Here is a 25,731-nt window from a genome sequence, read left to right on the forward strand (position 1 = left end):
GAGTTTCTACTACAAACATTACGAATGAAAAGACAAGAATATTAGTTAGATAATTGTTATAATTCTGTCATAATTTAATTTTAAAACAGATTCTGTACTAATGCACAAAAAAATTCCTACATTGTTCTACAACAACATAGGAGTTTTATTGTCGAATTATGTAATTTTTTGTTTAATAATCTCTACCTTTACCTGAATCTGAAATCTCTACTAAAGCTTCAGGATATGGTTCGAAATATGTTTGTCTTAATAAATACTTTTCATCAAATCGAAGAGCCCATGATTTTAAAATTGCAAGTAAGCTACTAAGCGGAATTTTCTTTTCTTTATATTTTTGTATCAGATCTAAAAAATGATCTTTTTCTTGTTTTTTCAGCTTTGTTTTAAAGTATCCAAAAATATGCTCACATACATTTACATTCGATGTATAGCGGGGTGTGCGCATAAATAATTCATATAAAGTCTTCTCATAGTTTTCAAATACAACTTCAATCTTTTCATTTTTGTGATTTGCAATAATACGCCCTAATTCCTTTTGCTTTACCTGATTATATGCCATAAATAAATATTTATTATCCGACTGAAACGATACGAGGTCTTTCATATTTTTATTCCGTTTCATCATCTTGTAATATGCGATTGTAAATAACCTTGTAAAGAAATGTTCTCTAATAATAAAATTCGACAATCTACCTTCTTCTTCAATTGGAAGATGCGAAAAATTTTTTATTACTGCTCCGCCAAATAAACCAGGTCCCTTTCCTTTTGCTGGTGCTTTTTCAAAACCAGAATAAATTTTCACATCACGCGTACCACAACTTGGTGAACGATTTTTTAAAATAAAACCATCCACATCTGATATCGTTTGTAAAAATTCATTTGAAAACTGCTCCATTTTTTCAGTGAGGTCTTCTCTTGTAGACGGTTGCACAAGTTTATTCACCCCTTTTTCTTCTACAATGCGTATCGTTTCACGAGGAGTCCCCAATCCAATCTCGACTTCTGGACAAACAGGTATAAATGTAACAAATGGCTGCAAATTTCGTATTGTTACATCCGGAATCATCTCTCCATTATAACGACAAGCATCAAACTCTAAACATTTACTTACAACGATTGTAGGTTTTGCAAATTGTCTCATTTCATTACCTCCTTCATGCTAGTCCGTATAATATAAATTGTACTAAGATTAACATTTTAAGCAAAGTTTGATTCATTTAATTTTATGATAAATATATAGCCAATAATATATTAGCAATCATTCAACTCTATTTTCTATAAATGTGTCCTTTATAATGACGGTTCAGAAACTGTGAAACGAATAATACACACATGCTCTGGAGAAATTAATATGTAAGAAAGGAGGGAGCGTTATGAAGAAAAAATTATCATCTATTTTAAGTGTTTTAGCACTATCCATTATGTTTTTAGGTACATCTGCACAAGCTGAATACGATGGAACTAATATGAACAGAGTTAATAACACTGATATTTCAACTCGAGTTAATGACAATAACTTAGACAGAGTTAATAATGATGTAAGAACTCGAAATGTAAATACAACAAATGATTTAAATGATAATCGTGATAGAAATAATAATTGGGCTTGGCTCGGTTTATTAGGACTAGCAGGATTATTAGGCCTTAGAAGAAGAGACAAAGAAACACGTTAATTTAGAACATTTTTAGTAAACAAGTACTTATTTATCAAAAATATATAATGGATATAAATCGCCTTTTTAAAGGCGATTTATTATTTTTTTAAATGGAAAATATGTACTTCACACTGCAACACATTTTTGCCTATGATTAAATTCGTGGCGTTAATCCGTACAATATGAATTGAATCGTATTTTCAATTTCCGCTTCATCATTCCATTTTTCTTCTGGCAATAATAAAAATCGTGTTAATAATAAACCTAATACAGCTGATAAAGTAAGTCGTAAAACAGTAGCTGGGGGCATTTCAATAATTTCCTCTTTTTCTTGAAACTTTTCAATCAATCTTTTAAAATGTGAAAGTAATTCTGTTTCAACTAACTGCTGTATTTCATTTTTCAGTTCCGGCTGAAATGGCACTTCTTGAATTAATATTTTTATCATTGGAAAATGCTTTTTTGCAAATTCAAATCTATTATGAATAACAACTCTTAGAAGCCCTTCATATGATTTATACTCCGATTTAAATATTTCCTTTGCGAATGCTTGTACGAAAAATGGTGCAGCAAACTTCGTTAATGTCGGCATGACAACTGCTAACAATAAATCTTTTTTCGTTTTATAGTAGCGGAAGATTGTTCCTTCCGCTACACCAGCCCGTTTTGCAATTTCACTTGTTGAAGTTGAAGCATAGCCTTTTTCTCCAAACATATCAACAGCCGCCTCTAATATACGCATTTGACGTTCGTTTCGTTTGTCTGTATTTGTTGCGGCAATTAATTCTTCCAGCCAATCCTTCTTCATCTATAATGCCCCTTTATCTCATCATTATATTTTTCGATGTTTCTTTAATGCAAATACATTCCCTACTGCAAATAATACTGAGAAAAATAGTAAAACAGTTAAATCTAATGCAATCTCTGTAAATCCTTGATTTCGAATCATCACCTGTCTCATTGCGTCAGCGCCGTATGTGAGCGGAAATAATTTCCCTAACATTTGGAGCCACTTATTCATCGATTCAATTGGAAACAAACCAGAAAAGAATATTTGTGGCACAATGACAAGCGGTATAAACTGAATCATTTGAAATTCATTATTTGCGTATGCTGATAAAAACGTCCCTAAAGTTAATGCCGTTAAAGAAAGCATACATGTAATAAGTAGCGTTAGCCATATGGAGCCAGCTACATACAAGTCTAAAATGTAAACTGAAAAACTTACGATAATAATGGATTGTATAAATGCAAAGATCCCAAAACCAATAATATATCCTACAACTATTTCCCATCTTTTAATTGGAGTCGATAATAGCCTTTCTAAAGTACCACTTAAACGTTCTCTTACGAAAGACACCCCTGATAAAATGAATACAAAGAAAAATGTAAAGAAACCGATTAATACAGGACCAAGTCCATCAAACATTGTAAAGTCTTTAGAGCCATGTAAATAATTCACTTCAGGTTTCATAATCGATACATCGTTCTTCTCTGTACTTTTTTGTAATATTTGAAGTACAGCACGATTTTTTGACGAATCGCTACCTTCTAATACAATATTCATTTTTCCATTTTCTAAACGAATGACTGCATCTACCTTTTGATTTTCCAGCTCAGACATTGCCTTTTCTGTATTATATTCATAAATTGACGCTTCCTGATTTTTCATCACTTTCACTAACTGAGCGGGCATATCAACAACAGCAATATGCGGTACATAGTCCTTTTGTGTAAACACTAGCGACAATAACCAAAGTAATAACATAGGTGCCCCAAACATCATCGCTAACGAACGTTTATCTCGAAAAAATTGGCGAATAATACGAATGATTACACCGGTAACTCTCATAATTCAGCCACCTCTTCCAACAAAAAGACATCTTCAATCCTTCCTGATGATACCCGCTTTTTCAATTCTTCAGTTGTACCAGTCGCAACTAGCTTTCCTTCTCTAATTAACCCTAGACGTTCACAAAATTCAGCTTCGTCCATAATGTGTGTCGTTACAATTATCGTTGTGCCTTTCTTTTTCAAATCATAAAATTTTGCCCAGATTGTTTTTCTAAGAAGCGGATCTATCCCCACTGTTGGCTCATCTAAAATTAATATTTCTGGTTCATGAAGGAGTGCTATTGCTAATGATAAACGCTTCTTCATCCCGCCTGAAAAATGCTGCACTTGCTTTTTCATATGTTGTGATAATTGTACAAGGTCAAAAACTTCTTCAATTCTTTCTTTTTTATGCTTTCCCTTTAATCCGTACATCGTTGCCATAAAATCTGCATTTTCATATGCTGATAGTTCTTCGTATAATGCATCAGCTTGAGCCATATAACCAATTCTTTTCATTTCATTTAAATTAGGCATGTTCGTGTTGTAAACAAGCACTTCACCTTCCGTTGCTTCGTTAATACCTGCAATCAATTTAATAAGAGTCGTTTTCCCAGAACCTGAAGGGCCAACTAAACCAAATATCTCTGCTTTTTCAACTTGTAATGAAAGATTGTGTAAAACTTCTTTTTTCCCAAAACTTTTTGATACAGTCCGTAAAATAATGGCAGGTTGCTTCACGTATTCTTCCCCCTTCTCTAAAATGAGTGAGTACTCACTTTTATTTTACTCTTGCGTAATTATATGTCAAACTTCATTGATTAGTATGTATTTTCACTCGACGATATTAAACAATGAAACAGAGTCGACATTAGAATTTTATTTCCTAAAGTCGACTCTGTTTCATTTAAACTATAAATTTTACTTTACGTTTTTAAATTCATATACTTCCTAATTCTAGCAACATCTAAAGAATATTCGATAACTAATTGCTGTAACGGTAATATAACTGTGTCGGGATATAAATGTGCATATTGTAATGTTTCTGCATATTTTTCTAATCTTTTTTCTAAATACTTTATAATTTGATCAGGATGAGTTACTAATAAACATTTACAATAATAATGTATTTGTTCCTCAATCGCCGTATACTCTTCAATTTCGTATTCTTTATGCATGTGTACACCCCTTTAAGTTTTTTACATGAATTACTTATCACAATTTTCACTCGACTAATTTTTGATTTTTTTGATTATTTACACTATAACAAACTCTTCGGGTCAAATTTTGTTACTTTATGTAACGTAGAAAATTTTTAACAAAATTGTAATGTTAACTTGTATAAAATGCATATGTCCTATTTTTTCTGTATAGAAAAGTCGTACAGTTCAATTTAACTGTACGACTACAAGTTCTGGCCTATTAAAAATTCTTTGCGGAATGATACTATTACCTAATCCTATACTCACTACCATAGACTTATTTTGTTTTTTATATAAACCGACTGTATATTTAGGTAAAACACCTTGATTTGGAGCCACTAATTTGCTGATAAATAGTAACTAAATTGTCCACCCTGAGCGTGTCCTGATAAAACTATATCTATTTGCTCATCAGCATAATTCTGAATAAATTTAGGTCTATAGAATAAATTATCTATTTCTCCTATTTTAATGTGGTTCTCCTATTTATAGATATACTCCTATGTAATCCGTAATTTTCCTTATCGGATAAATTAAAAAAATTATTTCCCTACACATTGAGATTACAAGTTGTATAAGGAAGCTCTTCTTTTTTCCATGCAAGAAATCCTCCCTTTAGATTAACCACTTCCTTTATACCAGCTCTTTGTAAAATACTAGCTGCTATAGCGGAACGCAATCCGGTTCGACATTGTAAAACGATTGAGCAATCCTTTGGTATACAATCTAGCTGCTTAAATAGATTTCCTAAAGGGATATGTATTGCATCATAAAGATGTCCTTCCTCCCACTCTTTTTTACTACGCACGTCGATTACCTTAACGCTTCCATCTTTTATATGTGGATATAATTCAATTGATGTTTTTTCTTTGTAACTTTCAAACCTATCAAGTCTTTGTATAACTTGTAAGGGTGCAAAAGCAATAATATTATCTAACCCAATAGATTCAAAGTCTCTAATAACCTCCTCAACTCTAACTTTTTCCTCATCTAGAATGATTATCGTTTCTGTTTTATAATCTAGTAACCATCCACACCAGGTTGTAAAGGAATTGTTATACGGTATGTTAATTGATTTCTCGATGTGACCAGAAGCAAAACTCTCTACATCCCTTATATCAACTATTTGCTGAACACTCCTCATAACTTCTTGAAGTTCTTTTACTGTTTTAATAGCAAAAACTTCTCTCTTCTTACGAATTGGTGGACCGTACTTATTTAAATCCTTCATTAATGAAAAATATTTTGGAGGCTCTGGCTGTCCCGTCAATAAAGTCGATACAAAATCACTTTCTTCATTACACTGAAATGCCCAATTGAACATCTTTTCATAACCTAATGTAGAAGTCGGAATTGCTCCTAATGCTTTTCCACATGCGCTTCCTGCACCATGTGATGGCCATATTTGCAAATAATCAGGGAGTATTTTTATTTTTTCTATAGAATCAAATAATTGTTTCGCTCCTATTTTAGCAGTATCTTTCATACCTATAGCGGTTTCTAATAAATCGGGTCTTCCTATATCTCCTACAAATATACAATCGCCTGTGAATATTCCTATTGGCTTATTATTCGTATAGTTATTTTGACTTGTATCAGTTACTAAAAAAGAAATACTTTCAGGCGTATGCCCTGGTGTGTGAATTACATTAAATTTTATATGACCTACTTTAAACTCTGTGCCCTCTCTAACCAAATTGTATCGACCTTCGTTAAGATATTGATACTTCCAATCACAATCTCCTTCATCAGATACATATAAATTTGCATGATAAAGATTAGCAAGTTCCCTAGACCCAGAAAGAAAATCTGCATGAATGTGAGTTTCAGCCGCAGCAACTACTTCCATCCCCTCTTTCTTAGCAAATTCTATATATTGTTCTATATAGCGACCTGGATCAATTACAATTGCTACGCCTTCCTTCTGACAACCTACTAAATAAGAAGCATGTGCTAATTTTTCATCATAAAAATATTTTAAAAGCATAGCTATTCCCTCCAAATAGTTATTTCAATTTGCTTTTCAATTTTAATTTTTATAACCACTTTCTCTTTTCTCTTATAGGATCCCTTTCAACATAAAATTCCAATACATATAGGGCAACATATATCTTTTAAGTAAAAACATACTATACCGTTCTTTCGCTTGATTAAATGGAAACGTTTCTTGAGGCTCATATTTATAGTTAAATTCAGCGAGTATCAGACTTTTATAACCAGTAATAATCGGACAAGATGTATACCCATCATATTTAGCCTGCAAGTCTCTTCCGTTAAGTACGTCCATAATATTTTGTTTTAAGATAGGTATTTGTTTTCGAATTGCCGCTCCAGTTTTAGAGGTGGGTAAATTGGTACAATCTCCAAGTCCGAAAATATTCTTATACTGTACATGTTGTAAAGTATATGGGTTTATATCTACCCACCCCTGAGAATCACTTATTTCACTCTCTTTAATAAAATTAGGTGGTCCCATTGGTGGAACAACATGAATCATACTGTAGGGTACCGTTTCTCTTTTCAGCGTTTGCGTATCTTCAAAAATTGCTTCTCTCTTTTCGGCAATAATTTCTACTAAGTTTTTATTATAATTTGTTATAATTTTCTTTCTTTCTAGTACTTGTTCTAATGTATTAGCATATCGTGGAACCTGAAATATGTTTGCGTTCGCGGTATAAAACATCACTTCACTTTTGTTTCTTACACCGCTATTAGAAAAATACTCTTCTGCTAAATACATAATCTTTTGTGGAGCACCGCCGCATTTAATAGGAGTATTGGGGTGGGTAAAAACCGCATTTCCTCCTTTAAATTTTTCAATTTCTTTCCAAGTAGAATCAACATATGTATAAGAGTAATTGCTACACACCCCATTAGTCCCAATAGACTCCTTTAAGCCTTTAATGCCGTCCCAATTTATTTGTATACCAGCTGCTACAATAAGAATTTCATACTCAAGCAGCATTCCATCATTTAAAAGTAGCTTATTTTCTTCCGGAAACAACTTAACGACACTTTTAGGAATCCACGTTGCCCCTTTTGGAATAAGCAATTCTTGATTACGCATCGTACTTTCCTTTGAAACAATTCCTCCCCCCACTAAACTCCATAGTGGTTGGAAATAATGTTTTTTTGATGGATCAATAATTGCTATACTTTCTTTCAATAGGGGTACATTTCGTAACAAATGTGCAGTAGAAGATATTCCTGCAGTCCCAGCACCAATTACAATAATTTTATAACTATCTCTAGTCTTCATTCTCCTCCTCCTATATGAAATTAATTTTCAAGTTAACTCATCGTAATAATAATATTATAAGTTAAAAACATCCTTATTTTATCTGATTTAAATGAATATTTTGTTAATATTACCCATCGACATTACTATTTGTGGTAGCACCACATCATCATCAGGCTAAGAAAAGCAAATGCCCCTAAAACGAATAAACACATTGTTTTCTGTAAAAAAATGTATAAACAGACTTACGAGCATGGTAGTATTGGATAAAGATATGAATATAACAGGAGGATTTATTTTATGGATTTGAGAAAGCTAACAGATCGTGTCTTTTATAATATGTTTAATAAAGAGTCCGATAGACCAGTTCTTGGATATATAAATGGATAAAATTATTCTTTAATGGTAGACTCAGGAAATTCTAAACATCATGTTGAATTGTTTAATGAAGCTGTACGTAATGAGGGATTAAGAAATCCAGAAAGAATTGGAATTATACATTGGCACTGAGATCATACTTTTGGGATGCATGCATTGGAAGGAATTACAATTGCCCACAAAAAGACGAATGATAAATTAACAGAATTGGCTATGTAGGAATGGACAGATTCTGAAATGAAAAAGAGGTTAGCAGAAGGAGTTGAAATTGAATTTGCAGATTCTTGTATTCGTAAAGAGTACCCTTTGCTATCCGAAATACGAGTAGAGACTTCCGACATATCCTTCAACGGTTATATGGAAATCGATTTAGGAGGTATTGTTGCACAATTACATCATGTAACCTCTCCACATAGAGACGATTCTGTTTGCATCTTTGCCTTCCAAGAAAGAGTATTATTTATTTTGGATGCTGTTGGAGTGGATTATTATAATAATTGTCACTTGGATAAGGATAAATTGAGTTCTTTAATTACAGCGATTGAAGGATTTGATTTTGATATTTGTGTAGTAGGACATTCTGAGCCAGTAAGTAAATTAGATATTGTTAATATCATGAATTCTCTTATGAAACGTTAGAGGGAATTTTGACTTCATAATCCTCGTTACTAATATCCAACAGTTTTAAAAAAGAAACGCCCCAAAACAAAAAATGAGCTGACTTCTCAAAATAACTAAATATAGAAACAGAAATTTTTCATTTAAGTGTGACTTTTAAGAAACCCTTCTAATAACTGCTCTACTTAAGATTTGGAGTATGGTTATAACTTATCCACCCCTGTTTGTTACGATAAATCATGGGTCGAAGACTATTCTTTTTCTGTATATTATTTCAAACTCTTTAGATTTTTTCTTTTTGTGAAATTTACCTCAAAAAAAATTAACTAGATAACAAAACATAAAATAACAATGCAGCTCCCTCTTGTCGTTTCATACTTTGTCTTGATAAATAATCTGCTGATCCATCTTCATTATATATAACCTCAGGCCCTACTAAACGATGACCTACAATGTTTTTCACGGATTCTACTGCCCAATCATCAGTTTCTCCCTTTAATGTTGCATCTGCAGATGGCGCACCTAACATTTTTAAATACTGCCAGGTAATCCATGCTGCTTCTTGTCTAGTAATTGCACGGTCTGGATGGAATTGTTCCCCTTCTTTTTCATATAAAATACCAATTTCATATAACTTTTGAATATGTGGCGCATAAGGATGATTTTTTACATCAGAAAACACCGGTTCTTTTTTTGAAGGTGGCGTAAAGTAAGCAATTTGAGATAACCAATATGCAAATTCTGCTCGTGTAAGAGAAGATTCTGGGGTGAAATTCCCCTCCTTATTTGCTTGTAATACCTCGTATTGATGTAAAGGATTTATAAACTTTGCATATGGATGATTTTCATCTATGTCTTTAAATCTCTCAGGCTCACTTAACTTCACTGCTGAGCTGCCAGAGTTCCAATGTATCATTTCTTTCACAGTACCATCTTTGTGAAGTTTAAATGCCATATAATTCCCTTTTTCATCCTCAAATAGTAAAGGGTCTATTTGTTTTAGCTCCTGTTTACCATATACTTTATCACTTACATATAACTTTCCTTCACTTATGTTTACATGTGACATTAGGTTTTTCAATCTCAAATCTCGGTAAACCCCTTCAAATTTCTTTAATTCTTCTTCATTAGGGTTTAAATATTCAGGCTTTGTTTTATCTGGGAAAAATTGATTCATAAAGTCATCAAATACTTCAACAGGTAGTGCTGAACTATCTTTATTTGTAACAACAAAAACTCCAATTTTATGCTCGGGAATTAACCACATTAAAGATGAAAAACCGGGTATATTTCCACCTTTCCCAAACACATATTGCCCGTTATGACTTTGCGGTGAAAAGAACTCAAATCCGTATGTCATATTAGGGTATTTGGGATGTAAAGCAAATTTTGTTTTTTGCATATCTTCTACAGTTTCTTTTTGCAGTATTTGGTTATCTTTAAATTTACCATCATTCAATTGAGCAATCATAAAATTGGCTACATCACTCCCTGTAGAAAACATACTCCCTTGTGGCATATCTGTTGGTCTTGTTTGATAATATGGAATGGCATTACCTTTAGCATCATATCCTGTTGCAAGCTTTTCTTTAATAAAATTAGTCATAACAAAACTACTATTATGCATTTCTAAAGGGTAAAAAATATTTTTAGCCATATATTTGTAAAAAGGTGTGTTTGTCAAATTTTGAACAATATACCCTTGAAGCATAGAAGCAAAATTATCATATGTATATGTATCTCCTGGCTTTCTCACTACTGTGGGCATATTACCTTCTACATAATCTTTAAGCATTGTATAATCATTATCTTGATAATGGATGTCCTCTGGTCTAGGATCTACATAATCAAACCCTGTTGTATGGGTAAGTAAATACTCCATTGTAACTGGTTCACTCATGTTATTTTGGTACTTTAGTCCCCCCATATAATTTACTATATCTTTATTTAAATCAATTTTTCCTTGTTCAACTAACTGCATGACAGCACTAGCAGTAAAAACTTTTGATATTGACGCTAATCGAAAAACTGTTTTTTTAGGATCGATGGAGGTATTCTTTTCTTTATCGGAAAATCCGAATCCCTTTTGAAGTAAAATTTGATTATCCTTTACAACGACAAGAGCCACACCAGCAGCGCCTTCTTTTTTCATTTTCTCTGGGATTACTTTATTGGCGAACGCTTCTACATCTTTAGGATTTAATGTTATTGGTGCAACAATTTCCGCTTTTGAATAATTGCTCCCCAGAAAAACTAACAAAATACAAACACTTACAGCTACTAACCTTTGAAAATAATTTTTCATTCTTTTGTTCCTGCTCCCCAAATTAATTCCCCCTTTAATAATGGATTTTTAGATTATTTATCGATAGGTTAACCAACCATATTCTACCATTATAAAGATGATTTTTCTAATTTTATTTCAATTCTGTCATCTATCTACTGTTGAAATTTGTAATTAGTCTATATATCATTGGGTCTTATTTATAAAAAATGATATAGCATACAAAAATGCTTGACAGTCTTTAATGTAGACCTTCATCGACAGGTTTTCATAACATCCTATATGAAGAAAACACCCACCCTTTATAATCAATACATTTGGATGAGTGTTTTGTAACGCATTACATATCCCCCATAATCCGATAGCTTTTTTAAATATAAATAACAAAAAAATTGTGAAATATTATAGCATTATGTAAGACATTTAATATCAAACATATTACATTTACTATGAAATTAGTTTATTTATAAGATTTCTATAGATAAACAAGGTACTAAATTGACTCTTAAGAAGTCATTACTATTAAATTTTTCGAAAAATTGAAAAAATATGTGTAGATAGATATCATCTTAGATACATATATAATTAATTTTAATTACCTGACATAATTCCAGATCATTCTTAAACCAGTTTTTTGTGCATTATGGAATAAAATATTGCACCATGTCAGTTTTTAAAAGATTATATATCAAAACTTTAAGAGAGGAAGAAAAACTATGAAGATGAAAAGAAACATCATGATGACAACAGTACTTACAGCTACATTAGCTACAAGTGCACTATCTACTACATCAGTGTTTGCTGCAGAAAAAGAGACTCCTATCCAACAAAAAGAGGCTCAAATGAGTATTCAACCATTAGCACAAAATAATTTAGAAACAGCTGTTAATGCTGCCTTAAATGGTCCAGAAGTCAAAAAAATAAAAGTATTTGAGCATGAATTTAACGTAAAAGAAATAGAAGTAGTAAATTTAGGTGCAGGAAAAAAATATGTTAAGGGACAAATTTCTCATCATTTAAGTTTCCGCCCAGATGATCAATTTTATTATGAGTTTACTGTGCAAGATGGAAAAGTAGTAGATAAGCCTGTATTTAATATTGATAGAGGTGGTTGGACACCATTTGCTGCTCCACTTTTATCAATTCTTGCTGCGTATAATGGAATTCCAGTTAATCCAAATGATTTAAATGCACTTGGTCAGCAGATTGGTAAAGTTATAGATGGAAGCTGGGAACATGCAGCCCAATCTATTGCAACTGTAGTTAGTCTAAGTTTTAATGAGTAAAATGTTTTAATTTTTTATTAGCATTGTAGGGACCACTTTTCCTAAATAGCCTTGTTACAAGAAATTCCTGAAACAGCTATAAATTGATTTTTACCGCTCACTCACATTATCTTAATTTGTTAAACCACCTTATCATTCATAATATGTCACAAAATAGAAGTCTTTTTAAGGCTTCTGTTTTGTTTGTATACAATACAGCAAAAAGCTTATTTTTCACCTTTTTATGCTTCTATTCTTTAAGAATCCGTTTGGCTATTAGATACAATTCATTACAGTAAACTAATAATATCTCAAGTTAGCTCACTACCCCTTTTCCAATTACAAAAATTCATTACATTAGGAATAGGAAACAATAAATATAGTCAAAAACCATCTTATTATAGCCATTATTTAAAGGTCAGGAGAGATAAAATGAACAAAATAAAAATGAAAAATTTCTGTAAAGTTAGCATCCTCACTTGTTTTACACTAGCAAATTTAGGTACACCATCAACTATTTTAGCTGATAGTCATCCAGGGTATTCCTATGAACCCAATCTGGGTTATCAAAATCCCTCGTGGATGTCAGAAGTAGCAGATTCAACAAAATTAAGTGAACTATCTATTCCAGGAACTCACGGTACAATGGCTTTACATGGGGCAAGTTTTCTTGATGAAAATTTGACAAAAAATCAAACCATGAGTCTACCTCAACAATTAAATTCTGGAATTCGATATGTAGATATGCGCGTTAAACGTGTAAAAGATACTTTTGCAATGTACCATGGCATTGTAAATCAAAAAGCAGTGTTTGAAGATGTATTAAAAGAGGCAATTCAATTTTTAAAAGATTATCCAACAGAAACCATTTTAATGCGCTTAAAAGAAGAAACTACACCTGAAAGTGGATCTCTATCATTTGAGGAGATATTTTTAAAATATAAAAACGTTCATGCTTCATATTTTTGGGATCCTAATTCCGTACCAACTATAGACAGAAACAACCCTACTTTAGGAGATATCCGGGGTAAAATTGTAGTCTTACAAAACTTTACCTCCTCTCAATTGTACGGTATTGATTACGATAATTTGAATATACAAGATAAATTTGAAATTGGAAGCGGACCAGACGAAATATATGAAAAATGGAATGCGATAAAAACTCATCTACAAGATGCAAATACTAACTTTAATAAAGGAAAAATATATCTTAACCATTTTAGTGGTACAGGTGGCGCAGCCGCATTTTTAAATAATGTATATCCTTGGTTTGTTGCAAGTGGAAAAGAGAATAGAAATACTGATAGTAACCCTAAGTTGATTCAAACGAATTCCACTAATGCGTGGGGTGATTTCCCCCGTGATATAAATGGACAAGTATATTATGGTGGGATGAATACACTTGGAACCGACTTCTTACAACAAGGTAGCGTTAGACATTCTGGTATTATCGCAGCTGATTTTCCTGGGCCAGGTTTAATTGATAGTATCATTAAATTAAATGGTGTACATTCGAATGAAAAAGAGATATTAATTTCGCAAATTTCATCCGAATCTAGTCCTTTATCCGGACAAAAAAATCGATCCAGTCAAAACTTTAAAATTGATAGCTTACCTGTAGGTACCAAAGAATTAAAATGGGTTATTGAGCCTTCAGAAAAAGATCATCCTTCTACTATCTCTTTCAATGTAATGATTGATGTTTCCCTAGGTACCGATTCTATTCGTTGGAAAAACATTTCACATGGATCTAGGACTGAAGCTTACACAAATACTAAATATTATATCGCAAGCCCAATTGGTGCGACTAACAAATTCACTGTGAAAATATACGCTATTACAAATTAGAAAAAAGAATCCTAGTGGAATACCATTGGGATTCTTTTTTTGATTTCATTTCATAAATATTAGATGCAGGTTAAATGTATTAGCATATCATTTAAACCATTAGAGAATTTATATTTGAAACACCCTTTATTTTCAAAGAAAAAACTAAAAATGTTAACTACATTTTCCTACTTATCATTTATTCAAAACTGGCTTCCAAAGCGATAGGGCAAAAATCCAATTTGTGTCACCTTTGCCTTGATAATCTTGAACGGCTTCATACACTTTCCCCTCATGTACTACTCTATCACCTTTAGTATATGCTTTTCTCGCATCCCATTTTTCATATGTGAAATCCTCTGACTTTGTGGTTACGTTCAAAATATCACTTCTACTAGATTCATTTCCAGCTTCATCAACCGCCGTTACTACATATTTATACAATGTATTAGCCTTTAATTCTTTATCCATAAAGGATGTATTATCCGTTGTCCCAATTTTATTCATAACTCCAGCGCTTTCTCTATATACAATATAATGGTCTACACCTACCTTATCTTCAGACGGACTCCACATCAAGTCAACAGTTGTTGCTGTTGTACTCATACTATGTAATCCTTTCGGTTGAGTCGGAGCTTCTATATCTGGGACTTCATTTATTGTCTTTACTTTCAGTTCTTCACTTTCTTTTGATATGTTCCCAGCAGAGTCTAATGCCTTTATTGTATAGGTATATTCCGTATTTGCTTTTAGTTTTTTATCAATAAATGTTGTACCTTGTACCGTATCAATTACTTCTCCATTGCGTAACACTTGATATTCCTTTACACCTATATTATCTGTAGAGGCCTTCCATGTTAGGACAACACTACTAGCAGTAACTTTAGACGCATTTAATTCAGTTGGTTGACTTGGAGCTACTGTATCGGGAGCTTCATTATTTACTAGATTTATATCAATTACATTATAAAACGCATTTGACGTATCTGCTACATCCCATACAGCTAAAATAACATGATAACCATTTCGATCAGTTGGTACATTAATTGTATGTGTTAAATTATTTGATGCGGCCGAACCATCATGTTTCACTGTTCCAATTGGTTCTAATTCAGCACGTGTTAATGGTTTATTAGGATCCCACCGCTTTTTTGTAATATAATAATGCCATTTACTTGTAAGATGTGCAGCTGTATATTTCCATGTAAATGTATTTTCTCCACCCTTAATCGTATTTTTGAACCAGCGATTTGATGTTTGTTGGTCAAGGATTCCTCCAAACAATCCTCCTGCCGAAGCGATTTTCCCATCAATCGGTCCACCATCTGGAAATCCTTTAGGTGCTTCTAGACTTTGAGGTTCGTACATTATATTTCCACAATTTGAATTTAATGCTCCATAATTCTGACTACATAAAGCAGCACGACTGGTTGGCTTTTCAACAAATCCGTGTGCATACGCACTTTGAGGAATCATTGTAATAGCCGTCACCCCTGCAGCTAAAACACAAGCACCAATTCCCTTTTTACTTTTTCTTAATCTTTCAAATTTAGATGTAAATTTCAAATTCATTCTTATCCCCCCTATATATTATCGCTAATATAATAGCAATATAGAGATAAACGAACAAATTACTAATAAATCTACTAATACCTCTCATATATTGGTACATTTATTATTATTTTTAATCTCATATTAAAATAAAATAAATACAATAAGTCTATTTTGTAACATTATGTATTAATAGAAGAATAAAACCTCATTTAATTTCACAAAAAATTCAAATATTAATTTAAAGTTTTTTGTTTAATCTTATGTAGAAAAAATACACTTTTAAAGTAAAAAAAGGCTGGAAGAAACTGATATTATCACTTTCTTCCAGCCTTCACATTTCTATTATATAACTTCCAAATAAGTCATTTCCAAATCTTAATTTGCACATGTTTTCTTAACCCCATGCCCATCAACTTAAGAAAATAGAGAAAAATAAACTTCAATGCTATAAAAACACAAAATTTCCATTTAGGGGGTACTTCAAAATCTTAATTTGATGGGCATGTATGGTAATCCCCTTTAGATAAACAGATCTAAAGGAAAAAACATCACAACTTTGTTCAAAATTTAAATCTTATATACGTAGCAATATTAGTAATAATCAGAATAATATTTCTAAAAATTCAAAATATTTACATTTGTGTTAAAAGTGTTAAATTTGATTTATGAATTATAAATCAACTACGGAGTTTTAATGAGAAAGGAAAAAAGTTTACTGACATCGCTTTAGCGAGTGCAATAATAGCTGGTGAATTTAGCATAACTCATGCTGCTCCTATTTATGCTAATAAGATTTAATCAGTTTCCAAATTAGAATCCCTTCTTGAGGAGCCAATTAGTGAGGGTATTGGTGATTAGGAGAGCCCTTGTTAATTTATAGAAAAAGATAAAAACATTATTTTTTGTGAAAGGAGACGATTATGTTACAAAAAATAGAACTTAAATATGATCCTCTCGATCCTGAAACATTATTGAATCCATATCCTATTTATAAAAAGTTAAGAGAGAACGCTCCCGTTTATTGGCATGAAGGAATGAAATCATGGGTATTAACAAGATACGATGATTGTAAAGAAGTGCTACGTAATCATGAAGTATTTACAACTGATAGAAGACGAGTTGGAGTGGAAATTCCAGATGTACGTCATAATGTTCAATCTTTGGATCCACCTGACAATATACCTTTGCGTAATCTATTAACGAGAACTTTTAATTCACAGGATATTAATAATGTTCGAGAGAAAATACATGTATTAATTAAAGATATTTTTAAAAAACACAAATCAATAAATGAATTTGATTTTATGAGAGAGGTTTCCGCTCCGCTAGCATTAAGTATGACAGCAATTACACTTGGTGTTGATGAGCCAAACTTGGATTCTTTTCTTGAAATATCGGAAGCTATTACTAGACAAATGGATTCAGGACTAAGACCTGAGAATATTGAACCAGGTAATCAAGCACGCGAAAAACTCAATGCTCTTGTTGGTGAGTGGTTTGCTGCTGAAGATAGGCCAGGAATTGTTTCATACATTAGAAAGCATGCTCAAAACACAAATGTTCCTGAGCATTACATTCGTAATACAACTGGTACGATGTTCAATGCAAGTTTTGGATCTTTATATGCTGTATTTGGTAATGTCGTACTTACTCTATTAGAACACCCAGAAGTGTTTGATAAATTAAATGATAAATCTTTAATTGACACTGGGGTCGATGAATTAATTCGTTTTGATGGACCAGCACAAGGAACGGGTCGCATAGCTGCCAAAACGACAAAAATTAGAGATACTACAATTCAGAAAGGTGATGTAATTGTAGTACTGTTTGCTGCAGCCAATAGGGATCCGGAAGTGTTTCCTGAACCTGATAGTATAATTCTTGACCGTTCAAAAAATCCACATCTGGGGTTTGGTTGGGGACCACATACATGTGTAGGAACTTTTTTTGGTAAATTAGCAATTAAAGAATTGATTTTATGTCTTTTAGAAGAGTCGAGTCGTTTACGATTATTGAGACGCCCAACACGTAGGGTCACAGCTACTTCAAGAGGTATTGAGTTGTTGCCAGTTTCTTTTTCCTAACAATATTAGTTAATTCATTATGTGTTTTAAGTATCTGTTCTCCAAATATCCATTAAAGGAGGTGATAATATGAATTACAATCACTAAGAAAATACATCCCTAAGGGCCGAGCTCAATATCTTGAGCTTGGCTCACATTTACATTTCCTCAAGTTAATCCCCCCTTCTTTAGATAAACATATCCGTAATACAATAAAAAAAACGGTTAAACTATATTTTAAATATATGAATGAACTACCCACCACTTTGCAAAACTTAAAGTGGGAACTTCTCAGTTGCAGGACAAAAATAATCTTTCGTTTCCCGGATCGTTTGTCCAACTTAATTTATAGCTCTTTTTAATGGCTATCTCCTGCCCTTTTAATCCTTACTTTAAACAAATCATCAAGAGATTGATAACGTAAGATAAAAAATAGAATTATAAATCCAATTTCCCCCATAACGTTCTACCAATTTATTGTATTATTTTTACCTAATAAGGTACAGAAACAAAGAGAAAAACTTCAGTGTGCTTGAGGTTTTTTTTGTTTTAAATAAATACAAACGTTCTTAGGGTAAAACGTTTAAAGGGTACATTACTGAATTTTTATTAAATGTTCCTGTACCTAGTATTTAAATTAACTTATGTCAAAATATTTTACAATACAAGTGTTAAACGTTATATATGTCTATATTTAATGATACATTTTATCAACATACCTCCCCTAATCTTTATGTTAAATATAGAAAATTAAGCTCGTTAGGATCTAATTTTGGAATTCTCATCATAGCAAATAAATAGATTAGGCACATAACTGTCACAAATTAATAGTTTATTTTTAAACTAAAACACATCTATAGCTACAGCTACTTAAAAATCTTTTAAATAATCTTTCAAAAGTGTCGATAGTTTTATATTTTTTATTTTTTTATTGTACATTTGTACATTTGATGTTAGGATTATGCCTATTAAAATTGAATCCTAACGATTCTTCTTTAGAATTTATATTTTTATTATCAAATAAAAATATAAATTCTAAAACATAATCAAAATCAGAACAAAAATGTCGTTATTTCACAATGATGTCATGAAATACCTTTAGAATGGAATGATATATGCAACAACGTGTTAAGGGGTTACAGGGGGAACAAATATGAGAGACTTTTTTGATGATAAGTATAAAAATATTGAATTAAAAAGGAGGTTAATCAATTTAATAAGTGAAATTAGCGAATTCAAAGGAAAATTAGCTGCTTATCAGGAACAAAACCCTGACATATTTAATAGTCTAGAAAAAACTATACCACTACATTACATAAAAAATTTCACTACTATTTATGAGGATATAAAAGTTCCTAATAAAAGATTAAAAGAGCTTATTTTAGATGATATAGTACCTCAAAATATTTCGGAAGATGCTATTTTTTGTTATTATCAAACACTTTCTTTTGTACATAAAAACTCCTGTACTTTATCAATTAATCCAGCAACTATACAGGAATTACATTTTCAACTAATACATTACCTTACCTCCGACAGTGCCAAATGGCGTGAAAAACCTTTTATTATTCCAGGTATTCCTGAGCATGGAATGCACTTGAATAGTTACCGCATTCTTCCACATGAACTCATTCCACAGTTTATGGAGCAATTATGTGATCAATACAACTCATTAAATACTAGTAAGGGGCTACATTCGCTTTTATTAATAGCTCGTTTTATATTAAATTTTTATTGCATAGTCCCTTTCAATCAAGGTAATGGTAGGCTAGCATTTATGTTAATCCAGTTGCTGCTCATTAAGAGTGGACATACATTTGTAAAATATGTATGTTTGGATAAGTATATTAAGAAAAACGAATCTGAATATTACAATTCGATTTATAAATCATCGGTAAATTGGTACTGCGAGGAACACAATAGTAGCTTTTGGTTAAAAACGTTTTTAACTATTATATTAGAGGCTTACAAAGATCTGCATAACACTGTTCTTGATTCTATATGTAAACATACTAAAGTCGAGAGAATTCAGGATTTTATACTTAAACAAAAACAACCCTTTACTAAGGAAAGTATTCGTAACAGATATCCAGACATTGCAGAGAGTACAATTAGTAAGGCTTTAAATTCCTTACAATTATTTGGCCATATTAAGCTAGTTTCAAAAGGAAGAAACGCAAAATGGACTAAAGTTTGACCATACTGTTTAAAACTTTTACAGTTCATAAATTCAATGATAACGTTATCAATGGTTTTCATGACTTTAGGTTCACATGCATTGAATTTCATTTTAATTTTAGGCTATTATTACTTTAATTATTTCTAATTCCTACAAAAAATTTATAGGAAAAGGTACGTTTCTCTTCACCTTTTCCTATAAAAATATGAAATATCAATGAAGTAATATTGTCGAAAAAAGTCGTATTTTAATATTTTTTCTTTATTTTCTGGTTGTAAACGCTTCAATTTCATGTTACCATCTTAATCAAACAATAGATGGTAATAAAAACGAAAGTATTTCTTTCCCTTAGAAACATATAAACGTACGGTAACATCAAGAAAATAAGGCCAAAGCAATATTTGATACCTACCAAAATAACTAATAGGAATTTTGTGCATATATTTTTCTGTTAATTCAGAAAAAACATTTTGTCCCTAAACAAAATTTGTTAGCGTGCAAAATTCAATTACACTAAAACACCCAAATAAATGTAATGTCTTTTTAGTTGAGCATTAAGATATAAAAAAAGTATTCTTCCTACAAAATTCAGCTGATTAACTTAAAGACATCTAAATTACTACCTTAAACGCCATCTATTGTTGACAATATATTTACCAACTATGAAAAAGAGCCTATCAAGGGTTCTTTTTTGTTATAATCATTCAAATTTCAATTCTATCTTGATACTTAGATTTCCACACAAATCGTCCCTACTTTTTTGCTCTCAATTATTAACTTCCATTGCCAATTTATTTACATTTACGAATAAAATTCCATCATATAAAAATAATAAATACAACTAATCGTTCTATATTAAAGAGGTGTCAATTTTGTTCATAGATGAAGAGACCTTAGAAACTAAATCAGATAAAAACATTGAGAAGATCCAAACAAGTAGCTTAGAAGAACTTAAAAATACATTAGATAATATCTTTGATATTAGTGCAGATTTAATTGAACATCCTTTGCAATTAAAAACAAGCACGAATATTTTACTATATTATTTTGAAGGCCTTACAGATGGTGTCGCTTTAAAAAGCAATGTTGTTACCCCATTATTACAAAAGGTACATGAAGACAGTCAAATATTTAATTCTAATATTATTGCTACTCATACCAAAATAGTATATACATGGAATGAAATTAAAGAAGGATTACTTGAGGGTCAATGTGTTTTGCTTATGGAAGGAGAAAAACGGTCTCTTCTAATAAATACAAAAGGCTGGGCAGAAAGAGCAATTCAAGAACCAATTTCAGAAGTTACCATTAAAGGGTCACATGATGGATTTATTGAAAATGTCACAAAAAATATAGGCTTACTTCGTCGATATCTCCCTTCTGCAGAGCTGAAAATCAAAAAGCTGACGATTGGAGAACGAGCCACTTCTTTAGTCTATTTAATTTACTTAGGTGATGTTGCGAACGCAGATGTAGTCCAAGAAATAGAAAACAGAATCTGTAGAATTAAAACAGATGCGGTATTAAGCATCGGTGAACTATCTAATTTTACAAAGGATCAAAATTGGTCTCCGTTTCCACAGGCTTATTTAAGCGAACGCCCAGATGCCATTTCAAATCATATACTTGATGGAAAAGTGGCTGTATTAATGGATAGATCCCCTGGCGCAATGGTTGTTCCAATGAATTTAATTGGATTCTTTCAAACTCCAGATGATTATAATATTCATTGGCTCATTGCTTCATTTTTTCGCTTATTACGATTTGCAGGATTTATTTTAGCTATTTTTTTACCTGCATTTTATATTGCTACAGTCTCTTTTCACTTTGAAATTATTCCTATAGATTTATACACTTCTATTGCAACGTCAAGAGTCAAAGTCCCTTTCTCTCCCTTATTGGAAGCTTTTATAATGGAAATCACACTAGAAATGCTACGTGAAGCTGGTATTCGTTTACCACAACCAATTGGACAAACCATTGGAATTGTTGGAGGGATTGTAATTGGACAGGCGGCTGTTCAAGCAGGTCTTGTTAGTAACGTTATGGTTATTATCGTATCTATTACAGCCATTGCTTCATTTATTGTTTCTAATTATGATTTATCAAGTTCTATACGCCTTATTCGTTTTCCAATGATGTTATTAGCTTACTTTTATGGGATTGTAGGTATTGTTAGTGGATTAATGCTCTTATTTGCTCATTTTGTTTCACTAACTTCGTATGGTTCACCATACGGATTGCCAATAGCACCATTTCGTCTTCAAGAGTTAAAAGATTCTTTTATAAGATTTCCTATTTCTATGCTTACCAGCCGCTCGAGTACAGGTCAGCCGAAACAAAGAAAGAAAAAAGAAGGTGGTTCACATGGGGAACCCTAAGTTCCAAAAAATAACTTTATTTGAATTCATTATTTTCATTCATTCACTGCAACTTGCATCAGGTATGTTAATTATGCCAAGCCCACTTGCTGCTACTGCTGGCACAGATGGCTGGATTTCGATTCTTCTTGGATGGATAGTTACTTCTATAATCGGCGTATTTATTATATTAATGTTACAAAAAAATCCTAACAAAAATTTCTCACAAATCTTAAGAACATACTTTGGTAAATGGATAGGGACAATTCTTTTTCTTTTATATGCCTTTTATCTATTTTTTGCTGGCTTTAATACTTTATTAAAGGCAACTGACATTGTAAAAGTGTGGATATTCCCTTCCACTCCTGCTTATCAAATCACCATATTATTACTATTACCTTTTATTATTTTAGCCTTGAGTGGGTTAAGGGCTCTTACTAGTTATTCTATGCTTGTTTTCTTCTTCACTACTTGGATGCCACTATTTCTTCTTTTTTCACTACAGACTAACTACAACCCTTTACACCTACTACCTATATTTAAAGAAGGATTATACCCTATTGTAAAGGCAACAAAAGAAACCATTACTCCTTATGCTGGCTTAGAAATTGCATATTATATATATCCGTTCTTACAAAAAAAACATAAAGCCATAAAAGGACTACTAATAGCAAATACTGGAACCATGTTTTTCTATCTATATGTAACTATTCTTTCCTATATATACTTTAGTCCGGAGGGGATAAAAGACGCAATTTGGCCAGTATTTCATCTGTTAAAAGGGGTACGTTTTTCTTTCATGGAACGATTAGAAATTATCTATATCGCTTACTATTTAATTGTATTTTCCACTACGATATATCCGTATTTATTTTTCAGTTTTGAATCTATGACCATTTCACTTCAAAAAAACGCCCGTAATTGGGCGCTGCTTGCTTTTATGTTATTTATTGTTGGCCTATTTATTTTCCTAAATCCCGATGTGGATCAATATTTGTTTATATATTCTCTTATGGATATCTTAAATGTCATTTTCTTCATTCTATTACCAATCTTATTTTTTGCTTACAGCATTCTTTTTACTTGGCTTACTAGGAGGAAACAACTTTGATTCGAAAATGGATATGGATTGTAATTTGTTGTGTATATATAATTGGTTGTAGTCAGAGAATCCCTCTTGAGAAGGTTTCATTAATCCTGTTAATTGGCTTGGATAGAACCCCTAATGGAGACATAAAAGTTGGAACAAGCATACCGCTCTTTCATCATAAGCAGCCAAAAAGGACTATAGAACATTGGACACAAGCATCAACTGTATATACTGGATTCAGTAAGATAGATACCAAATTAACGGGCTTTATGACAGCTTCCAAAGCTGAAATCATTTTAATTGGGAAAAAATTAGCGCGAGAAGCAAATTGGTTACAAGAGCTTGATTCTTCTTACCGTGATCCTTACGCTACCATTAATGCTAAAGTAGTACTTGTAGATGGACCTGCAGAAGAAATTTTTAAAATTCATAAGCTTAGTAAACCATCACTGTCATCTTATATAAATAGTGTAATCGAATCTTCCATTCAAAATAACCAATCCGTCTCTTCTACAATTCAACAATTAATGAGAGAACAAAATGAAGAAGGTATGACGCAAACTGTTCCAATTATCAAAAAATCAAAGGATGAAATCGACACAGTAGGAATTGCATTTTTAAATCACCGAGGGAAATATTTAACTCATCTCCCTAAAAAAGATGTTAAATTTTTTAACCTTTTAAATAAGTCAAAAAGTAACGGTCGAATGATACTACACCTTGCGCTTCCTTCTAAAAAATCCAACAAAAAAACAAACACTTCTATCTTCGTACAGAATGCGACAAGGAAGGTAGATGTTACTTTTCAAAATGGAAAGTTTGTATTTAATCTCGATATTAATGCCAATATAGCTTTAGTAGAAAAAACCAATTCCAATATAATTAAGGGGCACTATGATAATAAAAAAAACATAAATAATTTAAAAAGTGCTATTCAAAAAGAAATTAATAATAATTTGCAAAGTATATTGAATGAAATACAGCAAAATAAAATTGACCCAATCGGATTATCCCTATATGCCAGAGCTTTTCAATATAAAGAATGGAAAAAAGTAAAAGGAGATTGGTTACAAACGTTAGCGGAGGCTAAAATAAATGTAAAGACACACATCAAAATAAAAGATACCGGGACCATTAGAAATTAGTACAGCATTTCTCAGTGGAATTTTCCCTCTTCAATAATTATTAGTAATCAAGGACAGATTTCTAATTTACTGGAAAATATATAAACCTGGGGCAATATTCCCTAACAGCTTTCGTTCCAATAACAACTCCATGATATAACATCAAAAAAAATTTCCCAACTTAGGAATTTTAATTTTTTTAATTTATACAAATGTATTAACTTTATGTACTTCGATATATAGGTCCACATTAATCTATTATTGCATCATATACTGAATAGACCATGTAAATCATTTTATAAAAAGGATGATGAGGATGAACCTAGAAGACATACAAAAATCCTATGGCCTAATTGTAAGTTTAGGAGGATTGTGCCAAGTTACTAACCAAATCAAAAGGCACCATTTAAGAACATTTTCTGGGCCTTTAGATTGGTTTTATTATCCATCACTTTCAGATGTAAACAGATTACTTCAGAATCGATTTGAAAAATTTATGAAGTTGGAAAATTTAGTCGTAGAAGGCTCAGAAAGTTATGGTCTTATTGAATCAGAATTTGATAATCAAACTAAATGGGCAGAACGAGTTACCTACTGTATAAAGGACACTTATTATAATTGTTTATCAATGCATGACTTTCCTATTAATTCAGATGAGGATTGGAAAGTAATTTACCCTTCTTTTAAAGCTAAATTAGATACTAAAATTAATCGATTCCTTGAAAAAATAACTAGTAGTGAATCAATTTTATTCATTAGAATTTGGGGAAACCGAGATGAAGCCGTTGAATTACAGAACGTATTATCCAAAATTACAAATAAAGATTTTAATATTCTTATTGTAAATTTTAAGGAGGGTATATCTAATATTGTTGAACAAAATTGGGGCATACCTAGGGTTTGTTCAATTGAACTCCCACGTTATCAGGATAGATGGGAAGGTGATGATTCCGATTGGGATTATATTTTAAATAAAATAGCATTAACTTATTAATTTCCTTTTCACTTTTAACATAATTTTTTCTGTAGATTAAAATAGGCGTAGAGATATAAAATTCCCC

General features: G+C 31.8%; 19 protein-coding genes and 1 pseudogene. 10 read left to right on the forward strand and 10 right to left on the reverse strand.

Annotated features, from left to right (window positions below; all coding sequences use genetic code 11):
• Positions 1-172 precede the first annotated feature (172 nt).
• A complete protein-coding gene (locus ACTFRS_RS05675) occupies positions 173-1,141 on the reverse strand; it encodes a YbgA family protein (protein WP_016717529.1) in 969 nt (322 codons plus the stop codon).
• A 232-nt stretch (positions 1,142-1,373) separates the two neighbouring features.
• Here ACTFRS_RS05675 and ACTFRS_RS05680 point away from each other — a divergent pair, with 232 nt between their 5' ends.
• Entirely contained in the window at positions 1,374-1,673 is a 300-nt protein-coding gene (locus ACTFRS_RS05680; protein WP_000728154.1) for a WGxxGxxG family protein, read from the forward strand.
• A 136-nt stretch (positions 1,674-1,809) separates the two neighbouring features.
• Here ACTFRS_RS05680 and ACTFRS_RS05685 read toward each other — a convergent pair whose 3' ends face one another.
• From ACTFRS_RS05685 to ACTFRS_RS05715, 7 genes and pseudogenes are all read right to left on the reverse strand, one after another.
• Positions 1,810-2,463 (reverse strand): TetR/AcrR family transcriptional regulator, encoded by a 654-nt coding sequence (locus tag ACTFRS_RS05685; protein WP_139869084.1) that lies wholly within the window; start codon positions 2,461-2,463, stop codon positions 1,810-1,812.
• A 24-nt stretch (positions 2,464-2,487) separates the two neighbouring features.
• Positions 2,488-3,507 carry an ABC transporter permease gene (locus ACTFRS_RS05690; RefSeq protein WP_139869085.1) on the reverse strand — a complete coding sequence of 340 codons (1,020 nt, stop codon included), beginning with the start codon at positions 3,505-3,507 and terminating at the stop codon, positions 2,488-2,490.
• Positions 3,504-4,229, reverse strand: a complete 726-nt coding sequence (locus ACTFRS_RS05695; protein WP_000812699.1) for an ABC transporter ATP-binding protein — start codon at positions 4,227-4,229, stop codon at positions 3,504-3,506. Before ACTFRS_RS05695 ends, ACTFRS_RS05690 begins: the two co-directional genes overlap by 4 nt.
• A gap of 185 nt (positions 4,230-4,414) precedes the next feature.
• Positions 4,415-4,666: a hypothetical protein gene (locus ACTFRS_RS05700; protein WP_000548624.1), complete on the reverse strand. Its 252-nt coding sequence runs from the start codon at positions 4,664-4,666 to the stop codon at positions 4,415-4,417.
• Between the two features lie 210 nt (positions 4,667-4,876).
• Positions 4,877-5,139, reverse strand: a pseudogene (locus tag ACTFRS_RS05705) (metallophosphoesterase); the annotation flags it as partial.
• A 101-nt stretch (positions 5,140-5,240) separates the two neighbouring features.
• Positions 5,241-6,677, reverse strand: a complete 1,437-nt coding sequence (locus ACTFRS_RS05710; RefSeq protein WP_440023983.1) for an MBL fold metallo-hydrolase — start codon at positions 6,675-6,677, stop codon at positions 5,241-5,243.
• Between the two features lie 72 nt (positions 6,678-6,749).
• Positions 6,750-7,949 carry an FAD/NAD(P)-binding oxidoreductase gene (locus tag ACTFRS_RS05715; RefSeq protein ID WP_440023981.1) on the reverse strand — a complete coding sequence of 400 codons (1,200 nt, stop codon included), beginning with the start codon at positions 7,947-7,949 and terminating at the stop codon, positions 6,750-6,752.
• Positions 7,950-8,543: 594 nt separating this feature from the next.
• Between ACTFRS_RS05715 and ACTFRS_RS05720 the strand changes: the two genes are divergently transcribed.
• Positions 8,544-8,945, forward strand: coding sequence for a hypothetical protein (locus tag ACTFRS_RS05720; protein WP_240795814.1), 402 nt, complete (start codon positions 8,544-8,546; stop codon positions 8,943-8,945).
• Positions 8,946-9,246: 301 nt separating this feature from the next.
• On the opposite strand, the gene ACTFRS_RS05725 is transcribed toward ACTFRS_RS05720, so the two are convergent.
• Positions 9,247-11,229: a serine hydrolase gene (locus tag ACTFRS_RS05725; RefSeq protein WP_440023979.1), complete on the reverse strand. Its 1,983-nt coding sequence runs from the start codon at positions 11,227-11,229 to the stop codon at positions 9,247-9,249.
• 695 nt (positions 11,230-11,924) lie between these two features.
• Between ACTFRS_RS05725 and ACTFRS_RS05730 the strand changes: the two genes are divergently transcribed.
• Both ACTFRS_RS05730 and ACTFRS_RS05735 read left to right on the forward strand, forming a co-directional pair.
• The gene (locus tag ACTFRS_RS05730; protein WP_139869089.1) at positions 11,925-12,494 is read left to right on the forward strand and encodes a methyltransferase; all 570 of its coding nucleotides are present in this window, start codon (positions 11,925-11,927) and stop codon (positions 12,492-12,494) included.
• A 411-nt stretch (positions 12,495-12,905) separates the two neighbouring features.
• A complete protein-coding gene (locus tag ACTFRS_RS05735) occupies positions 12,906-14,321 on the forward strand; it encodes a phosphatidylinositol-specific phospholipase C (RefSeq protein WP_139869090.1) in 1,416 nt (471 codons plus the stop codon).
• Positions 14,322-14,495: 174 nt separating this feature from the next.
• On the opposite strand, the gene ACTFRS_RS05740 is transcribed toward ACTFRS_RS05735, so the two are convergent.
• Positions 14,496-15,872, reverse strand: coding sequence for a lytic polysaccharide monooxygenase (locus ACTFRS_RS05740; protein WP_139869091.1), 1,377 nt, complete (start codon positions 15,870-15,872; stop codon positions 14,496-14,498).
• A gap of 1,016 nt (positions 15,873-16,888) precedes the next feature.
• On the opposite strand from ACTFRS_RS05740, the gene ACTFRS_RS05745 reads away from it, so the two are divergent.
• From ACTFRS_RS05745 to ACTFRS_RS05770, 6 genes are all read left to right on the forward strand, one after another.
• The gene (locus ACTFRS_RS05745; RefSeq protein WP_440023976.1) at positions 16,889-17,938 is read left to right on the forward strand and encodes a cytochrome P450; all 1,050 of its coding nucleotides are present in this window, start codon (positions 16,889-16,891) and stop codon (positions 17,936-17,938) included.
• A 1,132-nt stretch (positions 17,939-19,070) separates the two neighbouring features.
• A complete protein-coding gene (locus ACTFRS_RS05750; protein ID WP_139869093.1) occupies positions 19,071-20,114 on the forward strand; it encodes a Fic family protein in 1,044 nt (347 codons plus the stop codon).
• An 854-nt stretch (positions 20,115-20,968) separates the two neighbouring features.
• The gene (locus ACTFRS_RS05755; protein WP_139869094.1) at positions 20,969-22,477 is read left to right on the forward strand and encodes a spore germination protein; all 1,509 of its coding nucleotides are present in this window, start codon (positions 20,969-20,971) and stop codon (positions 22,475-22,477) included.
• On the forward strand, positions 22,464-23,567 hold the full coding sequence (locus ACTFRS_RS05760; RefSeq protein WP_440023974.1) for a GerAB/ArcD/ProY family transporter: 1,104 nt from the start codon (positions 22,464-22,466) through the stop codon (positions 23,565-23,567). Before ACTFRS_RS05755 ends, ACTFRS_RS05760 begins: the two co-directional genes overlap by 14 nt.
• Positions 23,564-24,691 carry a Ger(x)C family spore germination protein gene (locus ACTFRS_RS05765; RefSeq protein ID WP_139869096.1) on the forward strand — a complete coding sequence of 376 codons (1,128 nt, stop codon included), beginning with the start codon at positions 23,564-23,566 and terminating at the stop codon, positions 24,689-24,691. The genes ACTFRS_RS05760 and ACTFRS_RS05765 overlap by 4 nt, the downstream gene beginning before the upstream one ends.
• 295 nt (positions 24,692-24,986) lie before the next feature.
• The gene (locus ACTFRS_RS05770) at positions 24,987-25,664 is read left to right on the forward strand and encodes a papain-like cysteine peptidase (RefSeq protein ID WP_139869097.1); all 678 of its coding nucleotides are present in this window, start codon (positions 24,987-24,989) and stop codon (positions 25,662-25,664) included.
• Positions 25,665-25,731 lie beyond the last annotated feature (67 nt).

This window comes from Bacillus cereus group sp. MYBK139-1 (genome assembly GCF_051916915.1).
Taxonomy (GTDB): domain Bacteria; phylum Bacillota; class Bacilli; order Bacillales; family Bacillaceae_G; genus Bacillus_A; species Bacillus_A pacificus.

Bases quoted from the DNA above. Each gene is read 5' to 3' on its own strand.
- ACTFRS_RS05745 (WP_440023976.1), top strand. From the start codon at position 16,889: ATGAAATCATGGGTATTAACAAGATACGATGATTGTAAAGAAGTGCTA.
- ACTFRS_RS05700 (WP_000548624.1), bottom strand. From the start codon at position 4,666: ATGCATAAAGAATACGAAATTGAAGAGTATACGGCGATTGAGGAACAA.
- ACTFRS_RS05710 (WP_440023983.1), bottom strand. From the start codon at position 6,677: ATGCTTTTAAAATATTTTTATGATGAAAAATTAGCACATGCTTCTTAT.
- ACTFRS_RS05675 (WP_016717529.1), bottom strand. From the start codon at position 1,141: ATGAGACAATTTGCAAAACCTACAATCGTTGTAAGTAAATGTTTAGAG.
- ACTFRS_RS05685 (WP_139869084.1), bottom strand. From the start codon at position 2,463: ATGAAGAAGGATTGGCTGGAAGAATTAATTGCCGCAACAAATACAGAC.
- ACTFRS_RS05715 (WP_440023981.1), bottom strand. From the start codon at position 7,949: ATGAAGACTAGAGATAGTTATAAAATTATTGTAATTGGTGCTGGGACT.
- ACTFRS_RS05760 (WP_440023974.1), top strand. From the start codon at position 22,464: ATGGGGAACCCTAAGTTCCAAAAAATAACTTTATTTGAATTCATTATT.
- ACTFRS_RS05680 (WP_000728154.1), top strand. From the start codon at position 1,374: ATGAAGAAAAAATTATCATCTATTTTAAGTGTTTTAGCACTATCCATT.
- ACTFRS_RS05740 (WP_139869091.1), bottom strand. From the start codon at position 15,872: ATGAATTTGAAATTTACATCTAAATTTGAAAGATTAAGAAAAAGTAAA.
- ACTFRS_RS05730 (WP_139869089.1), top strand. From the start codon at position 11,925: ATGAAGATGAAAAGAAACATCATGATGACAACAGTACTTACAGCTACA.
- ACTFRS_RS05770 (WP_139869097.1), top strand. From the start codon at position 24,987: ATGAACCTAGAAGACATACAAAAATCCTATGGCCTAATTGTAAGTTTA.
- ACTFRS_RS05735 (WP_139869090.1), top strand. From the start codon at position 12,906: ATGAACAAAATAAAAATGAAAAATTTCTGTAAAGTTAGCATCCTCACT.
- ACTFRS_RS05690 (WP_139869085.1), bottom strand. From the start codon at position 3,507: ATGAGAGTTACCGGTGTAATCATTCGTATTATTCGCCAATTTTTTCGA.
- ACTFRS_RS05725 (WP_440023979.1), bottom strand. From the start codon at position 11,229: ATGAAAAATTATTTTCAAAGGTTAGTAGCTGTAAGTGTTTGTATTTTG.
- ACTFRS_RS05720 (WP_240795814.1), top strand. From the start codon at position 8,544: ATGAAAAAGAGGTTAGCAGAAGGAGTTGAAATTGAATTTGCAGATTCT.
- ACTFRS_RS05750 (WP_139869093.1), top strand. From the start codon at position 19,071: ATGAGAGACTTTTTTGATGATAAGTATAAAAATATTGAATTAAAAAGG.